Annotated in this window: 8 protein-coding genes and 1 pseudogene; 8 read left to right on the top strand and 1 reads right to left on the bottom strand. The window is 69.0% G+C overall.

The features are described from left to right. Positions 1–223 precede the first annotated feature (223 nt). The 7 genes from fliL (at position 224) to fliR (ending at position 4,823) form a co-directional block, all read left to right on the top strand. Complete coding sequence (gene fliL / locus K206_RS0107680; RefSeq protein WP_020201831.1) at positions 224–709, top strand: flagellar basal body-associated protein FliL; 486 nt, start codon at positions 224–226, stop codon at positions 707–709. Positions 710–858: 149 nt separating this feature from the next. Continuing rightward, positions 859–1,866 carry a flagellar motor switch protein FliM gene (fliM, locus tag K206_RS0107675; RefSeq protein ID WP_020201830.1) on the top strand — a complete coding sequence of 336 codons (1,008 nt, stop codon included), beginning with the start codon at positions 859–861 and terminating at the stop codon, positions 1,864–1,866. Continuing rightward, positions 1,859–2,317 (top strand): flagellar motor switch protein FliN, encoded by a 459-nt coding sequence (fliN, locus tag K206_RS0107670; RefSeq protein WP_020201829.1) that lies wholly within the window; start codon positions 1,859–1,861, stop codon positions 2,315–2,317. Before fliM ends, fliN begins: the two co-directional genes overlap by 8 nt. After that, entirely contained in the window at positions 2,314–2,844 is a 531-nt protein-coding gene (gene fliO, locus K206_RS0107665; RefSeq protein WP_020201828.1) for a flagellar biosynthetic protein FliO, read from the top strand. Before fliN ends, fliO begins: the two co-directional genes overlap by 4 nt. Further along, the gene (gene fliP / locus K206_RS0107660; RefSeq protein ID WP_020201827.1) at positions 2,841–3,683 is read left to right on the top strand and encodes a flagellar type III secretion system pore protein FliP; all 843 of its coding nucleotides are present in this window, start codon (positions 2,841–2,843) and stop codon (positions 3,681–3,683) included. The genes fliO and fliP overlap by 4 nt, the downstream gene beginning before the upstream one ends. 43 nt (positions 3,684–3,726) lie before the next feature. Beyond that, entirely contained in the window at positions 3,727–3,996 is a 270-nt protein-coding gene (gene fliQ, locus K206_RS0107655) for a flagellar biosynthesis protein FliQ (protein WP_029043347.1), read from the top strand. 41 nt (positions 3,997–4,037) lie between these two features. Then, on the top strand, positions 4,038–4,823 hold the full coding sequence (gene fliR, locus K206_RS0107650) for a flagellar biosynthetic protein FliR (protein ID WP_020201825.1): 786 nt from the start codon (positions 4,038–4,040) through the stop codon (positions 4,821–4,823). 28 nt (positions 4,824–4,851) lie between these two features. Here the strand turns inward: fliR and blaOXA are convergent, their stop codons facing one another. Next, positions 4,852–5,619, bottom strand: a complete 768-nt coding sequence (gene blaOXA, locus K206_RS0107645) for a class D beta-lactamase (RefSeq protein ID WP_052165812.1) — start codon at positions 5,617–5,619, stop codon at positions 4,852–4,854. A gap of 263 nt (positions 5,620–5,882) precedes the next feature. Here blaOXA and K206_RS37745 point away from each other — a divergent pair. Then, positions 5,883–6,154 (top strand): annotated as a pseudogene (locus K206_RS37745) (hypothetical protein); the annotation flags it as partial.

The raw sequence follows: 6,154 nt of genomic DNA, 5'->3' as shown, positions 1-6,154 counted from the left end.
GGGGCGCGGGTCTGCGGCGGGCGTCCGGCCCATCGCGGGCGCAATTCCGGCTCAAGTTCCGTGCACGCCATTCGTTAACCCCCAGTAAGACCATCCGCATCATCCGGATGACGCACCCGCTTGGCTCAAATGGCCAAGCTGAGCGGGTTTCACCCTTTTTTTCGGCCCTTTGCTTGCCCTGTCTTCACCCAAGAATGGCAGGGCATTCCGATACAGGCATCTCATGGCGACTACGCTCACTTCTTCCCAGGCTGACGGCAACAAGAGCAAGCGCGGGCGACTGCTGCTGGTTCTCGGCGTCGTGATCGTCGCGGCGCTGGGTGCCGGGGGCTTTTTTCTGGGCAACATCCTGAGCAACCGCCAGCCGCCGGTGCCGGCGGCTCCGGTCGTGCCGCCGCCGATCTTCGTGCCGCTGGAGCCGTTCACCGTCAATCTCAAGAGCGAAGACGGCGACCGTTTCCTGCACACCGGTCTGTCGCTGAAGGTGGCGGACGCGAAGGATCAGACGCGCATCACCGAGTACCTGCCGGAAGTCCGTAGCCGGATCCTGCTGCTGCTGTCGGCCAAGCAGCCGCCCGACCTGGCGACGGTGGAAGGCAAGCGCCGCCTGGCGCAGGAAATCCAGCGCGCCGTCAACCAGCCGTTCGCGCCCAACCTGCCGGCTCAGCAGGTCGTGGACGTCCTATTCACATCCTTCGTGGTGCAGTAAGCACGTGCCCTGCCCCACCAGCAAATCCGACATGAATCCGTCCCTGCCTGCCTTGCCCGTACAACAGCACGCGCGCCAACGCCAGCGCGCGGGCTGATCGGCACATGGTCGCTTTCATTCATCACGGCACTCACGGGGCAGGACACTAGATGGCCTACGACAAGTTCCTCTCGCAGGACGAAGTAGACGAATTGCTGAAAGGCGTGTCGGGCGAAGCCGACCTGCCCGAGGTTTCCGCGCCGGTCTCCGAGGACGGCGTGCGCCCGTACAACCTGGCCACGCAGGAGCGCATCGTGCGCGGCCGGCTGCACACGCTCGAGATCATCAACGAGCGTTTCGCCCGCCAGCTGCGCACCGCGCTGTTCAACTTCATCCGCCGCGGCGCCGACATCTCGGTCGGCTCGATCCGCATCGAGAAGTACGGCGACTTCGTGCGCAACCTGCCGGTGCCGACCAACCTGAACCTGGTGCACCTCAAGCCGCTGCGCGGCACGGCGCTGTTCGTGTTCGACCCCAACCTGGTGTTCCTGGTGGTCGACAACCTGTTCGGCGGCGACGGGCGCTTCCACACCCGCGTCGAGGGGCGCGACTTCACCCAGACCGAGCAGCGCATCATCCGGCGCCTGCTGGACCTGGCGCTCAACAGCTACGGCAACGCCTGGCACGCGGTGCACCCGATCGAGCTGGAATACGTCCGCTCGGAGATGCACACCAAGTTCGCCAACATCGCCATGCTCAGCGAGGTGGTGGTGACGACCGCATTCCATATCGAACTGGGCGCCGTGGGCGGCCAGCTTCACGTCTGCTTCCCGTACTCGATGATCGAGCCCGTGCGCGACCTGCTGATGAACCCGCTGCAGGACGAGGTCGAAGTGGACAAGCGCTGGATTTCCCAGCTGTCGCAGCAGATCCGCTCGGCCGAGGTGGAACTGGTGGCCGAATTCGCCCACCTGGAAAGCACCGTGGCCGAAGTGCTGTCGCTGCGCGCCGGCGATGTACTCCCCATCGAGCTGCCCGAGCAGGTGTTCGGCAAGGTCGATGGCGTGCCCGTGATGCAGTGCGGCTTCGGCACCATGAACGGCCAGTACGCGCTGCGGGTAGAACGGATGATCAATCACCAAGAAAGCGATTCCAACAAGGAAACCGACCATGACTGACGGCAAAGACGACAAGCCGGCCGACCCGATGGACGACTGGGCCAGCGCCCTGGCCGAGCAGACCAGCGCCGAGGATCTCGCCGCTGCTGCCGCGCCGGCACCGGCAGTCGCAGCCGCCACCGCAGCCGCGACGCCGGCCGCCTCCAAGGTCTTCCAGCCGCTGGAAAAGGAGGTGCCGAGCGGCTTCCACAACGATATCGAGATGATTCTCGACATCCCCGTGCAGCTCACGGTGGAGCTCGGCCGCACCAAGGTGCCCATCAAGACCCTGCTGCAGCTCGCGCAGGGTTCGGTGGTGGAACTCGACGGCCTGGCCGGCGAGCCGATGGACGTGCTGGTCAACGGCTACCTGATCGCCCAGGGCGAAGTGGTGGTGGTCAACGACAAGTTCGGCATCCGCCTGACCGACATCATCACGCCGTCCGAACGCATCCGGAAGCTCAACAGATGATCGCCAGCCTGCGCCGGATGGCCACCGCCGGACTCGTCGCCGGCCTGGCGCTGGCGCAGGCTGCGCCGGCGGCGGCGCAAGCCAGCGCCGCCGCCGGCAATCCCCCCGCGGCCGGCATCGCGGCCGGTGCCGGCGCCGCCGCGGGCCACGTCGGCCCCAGCGGCGCGGCCAGCATGGCCCAGGCCGGCCTCGGCCTGTTCGCCGTCATCGCCCTGATCCTGCTGCTGGCCTGGCTGGCGCGCCGCGCCGGCCTGGTCCGCCACGGCCAGGGCGGCGCCATGAAGGTGGTCGGCAGCACCGCGCTCGGCCCGCGCCAGCGCCTGGTGATGGTGGAGGTGGGCGACACCTGCCTGGTGCTGGGCGTCAGCGCCGGCGAGATCCGCACGCTCCATACCCTGCCCGCGCAGGCCGCGCGGGCGCCGGGCCAGTCTCCGGACCCGGAGCGCGGCGGCCCGGCCAATCCGGCGGGCAGCGGCAGCTTCGGCCAGAAGCTGCTGCGCGCCATGCAACACAACCTGAAGTCATGAATTTCCTGCCCGGCGCCTCGCGGCGCGTTTTCCAGCAGCGGCTGCGAGGCCGCCTGCAGGCTCTGCGCGCCTGCGCCGGCCAGCCCTCGCGGCTGGCCTTCGCCGCCGCGCTGGCCGCCGCCTGCCTGGCGCTGGTGCTGCTGCCCGCCCTGGCGCAGGCCCAGGCGCTGCCCGGGCTGACCAGCCGGGCCGGCCCCGGCGGCAGCCAGACCTGGTCGCTGTCGGTCCAGACGCTGGTCCTGTTGACCTCGCTGTCGTTCCTGCCGGCGGCCATGCTGATGATGACCGGCTTCACCCGCATCATCATCGTGCTGGGCCTGCTGCGCAACGCGCTCGGCACCGCCACCTCGCCGCCCAACCAGGTGCTGGTGGGGCTGTCGCTGTTCCTGACCTTCTTCGTCATGTCGCCGGTGTTCGACCGCGTCTACACCGACGCCTACAAGCCGCTGAGCGAGAACAAGATCAGCCTGGAGGACGCCGCCGAGAAGGCCGCCGTGCCGCTCAAGGCCTTCATGCTCAAGCAGACCCGCGAGAAGGACCTGGCGCTGTTCGCGCAGATGGCCAAGGCGCCCGAGATGCAGGGCCCGGAGGACGTGCAGATGCGCATCCTGGTGCCGGCCTTCGTCACCAGCGAGCTCAAGACCGCGTTCCAGATCGGCTTCACCGTCTTCATCCCGTTCCTCATCATCGACCTGGTGGTCGCCAGCGTGCTGATGGCGATGGGCATGATGATGGTGCCGCCGGCCACCATCTCGCTGCCGTTCAAGCTGATGCTGTTCGTGCTGGTGGACGGCTGGCAACTGCTGCTGGGTTCGCTGGCGCAGAGTTTCCTGAACTGAACACGGGGCGCGCCCGCCGCGTCCCCACCGAGACCGCTCCATCATGACGCCGGAAACCGTAATGAGCATCGCCACCCAGGCGATGAAGATGACCCTGATGCTGGCAGCGCCGCTGCTGCTGGTGGCGCTGGTAGCCGGCCTGGTGGTCAGCCTGTTCCAGGCCGCCACCCAGATCAACGAAATGACGCTGTCGTTCATCCCCAAGCTGCTGGCCCTGTTCGCCACGATGGTGCTGGCCGGCCCGTGGATGATCAACACCTTCGTCGACTACATGCGCGAAGTCTTCCAGGGCATTCCCGCCCTGGTGCACTGATGCGGGCGTAGCGCCCGCGCTGCCCTCACACCGCGCCCGCCGTGCTGTCCGTCACCTCCGCCCAGCTCTACGCCTGGATCGCCGCGTTCCTGTGGCCGCTGTTCCGGCTGCTGGCGCTGCTCAGCACGGCGCCCCTGTTCGGCGAGTCCACCATCCCGCGCCGCGCCAAGGTCGCCCTGGCCGCGTTGATCGCGATGATCGTCTCGCCCACCATCGACAAGCTGCCGCTGGCGCCGGTGTATTCCTTCGAAGGCTTCCTCATCATCCTCAACGAGGTCGGCATCGGCCTCGCGGTGGGCTTCACCATGCGGCTGGCCTTCGCCGCCGTGCAGTACGCCGGCGAGACCATCGGCCTGCAGATGGGCCTGTCGTTCGCCTCGTTCTACGACCGCTCCTCGGGCGGCCAGACGATGGTGCTGGGCCGCTTCCTCAACGTGGTCGCCACCCTGATGTTCCTGGCGATGGACGGCCACCTGATGCTGCTGGCCACGCTCGCCGACAGCTTCGCCACCCTGCCGATCTCATCCCAGCCGCTCTCGGGCGAGGGCTGGTCGGCGGTGGCGGCGGCCGGCGCCAGCGTGTTCTCGTCGGGCATGCTGCTGGCGCTGCCGCTGATCGCCGCGCTGCTCACGCTCAACCTGGCGATGGGCATCCTCAACCGCGCCTCGCCGCAGTTGTCGATCTTCGCGGTCGGCTTCCCGGTCACGCTGGCCGGCGGCTTCCTGATGATGGCGCTGGTGATGCCGCAGATGAGCTCGTACATGGGACGGCTGATCGACAACAGCCTGGCCGAGGTCGGCATGGTGCTGGGGCAGCTGGGGCGGTAGACGGGCCGGCGTCGAGCGCGGCGGCCTTTTACGGCAGCGCGGCGACGGCGTCGAGCCGGCCCGGCAGCTCCTTCATGAAGGCCGCCCGGGCGCGCGGGCCGGCATACTCCGCCTCTTTCTTCGCGTCCTGGATCAGGCGGGCGAAGACCACGCCGCGGCCATCCTTCTCCGCCCAGCCGACGAACCATCCATAGGCGTGGTCCCAGTCCTCGCCGCCGTCGGCCAGCCGCGGAGCGCCGGTGCCGGTCTTGCCGTGCACGGCCCAGCCGTTGGCGAGCGTGCCGAGCGCGCTGATGCGGCTGGTCATGTCGTACGCCCGCGCGCTGACCGGCAGTTCGCGCCGGACCACCTTGCGCAGGAAGGCGACCTGCTCCAGCGGGGAAATCCGCAGCGAGGCGCCGAGCCACGCATGGGTCAGGCCGTCATGCCGGCCCGGGTTGCCGGTGACGTCGCGGTTGCCGTACTGGAAGGCGTCGACATAGCGCCGGAAGCGGGTCTCGCCAAGCTGGCGCGTGACCTGCTGCGAATACCAGACGATGGAGTTCTTCATCCAGCTCGCGGGATCGGTCGTGACCCGGCGCGCGGGATTGCGGTCGCCGTATTCGGCGCGGTAGGGCATGGCCGGGGCGTGCGCGTCGACCAGCAGGCCCGCGTCGAACCCCATCAGGCTGATGGGCAGCTTGAAGGTGGATGCCGGCGTGACGCGCGTGCCGCAGTCGCCTTCCTGCGTCAGCAGCCTGCCGGTGGCGGCGTCGGCCATCACGGTGCACAGCACGTCCGCCCGGGCCGCGGGCATGGCCAGCGCCGCGCCCAGCGCGGCGAGGATTGCGAATCGCTTCAAGATGTTCTCCGTGGTGTCGTGTTCTTGTCGGGGATGACGCCCGGGCCCGGGGTACGAAGCGCAGCATAGGAGGACGGCGCGCCGGCGCCAAGGCCGCGCGCTGTAACCTGCGTAACATGGCGCCCGCCGCGATGCCTCGCGTGGCACCCTCGCGTGGCATCATTCGGGCTCGTTTCCCGGCCCGCTTTCAAACCCGTCCCCAGCTTCCCGCCGACCGCATGCGCCAGACCGTCCTCGCCATCGAGCTGTCCGCCCCGTACCGCGTGGGCGGCCAGCCCGCGCGCCACCAGAGCCTGTGGCTGCTGGCGGCGGCCTGCCTGGCCGCGCGCCGCGGCGGCGCGCTGACCGCCGCGCAGTTGCAGGCGCGCTTTCCCGACGCGGCCAATATCCGCATGCTGGTCTCGCGCGCGTTCGCGGACTTCGCGCGCTGGGGCGTGGCGGTGGGCTGGGGACCGGACCGTGCCGCCGGCGCCGCCGGCCTCAACCCGGC

This window comes from Cupriavidus sp. WS, from assembly GCF_000395345.1.
GTDB classification, from domain to species: domain Bacteria; phylum Pseudomonadota; class Gammaproteobacteria; order Burkholderiales; family Burkholderiaceae; genus Cupriavidus; species Cupriavidus basilensis_B.
This window is presented reverse-complemented; position numbering and strand designations above follow the sequence as displayed.

Coding starts and splice junctions, on each gene's coding strand:
- fliL (WP_020201831.1), top strand. CDS start 224: ATGGCGACTACGCTCACTTCTTCCCAGGCTGACGGCAACAAGAGCAAG.
- blaOXA (WP_052165812.1), bottom strand. CDS start 5,619: ATGCCCGCGGCCCGGGCGGACGTGCTGTGCACCGTGATGGCCGACGCC.
- fliP (WP_020201827.1), top strand. CDS start 2,841: ATGAATTTCCTGCCCGGCGCCTCGCGGCGCGTTTTCCAGCAGCGGCTG.
- fliO (WP_020201828.1), top strand. CDS start 2,314: ATGATCGCCAGCCTGCGCCGGATGGCCACCGCCGGACTCGTCGCCGGC.
- fliQ (WP_029043347.1), top strand. CDS start 3,727: ATGACGCCGGAAACCGTAATGAGCATCGCCACCCAGGCGATGAAGATG.
- fliN (WP_020201829.1), top strand. CDS start 1,859: ATGACTGACGGCAAAGACGACAAGCCGGCCGACCCGATGGACGACTGG.
- fliM (WP_020201830.1), top strand. CDS start 859: ATGGCCTACGACAAGTTCCTCTCGCAGGACGAAGTAGACGAATTGCTG.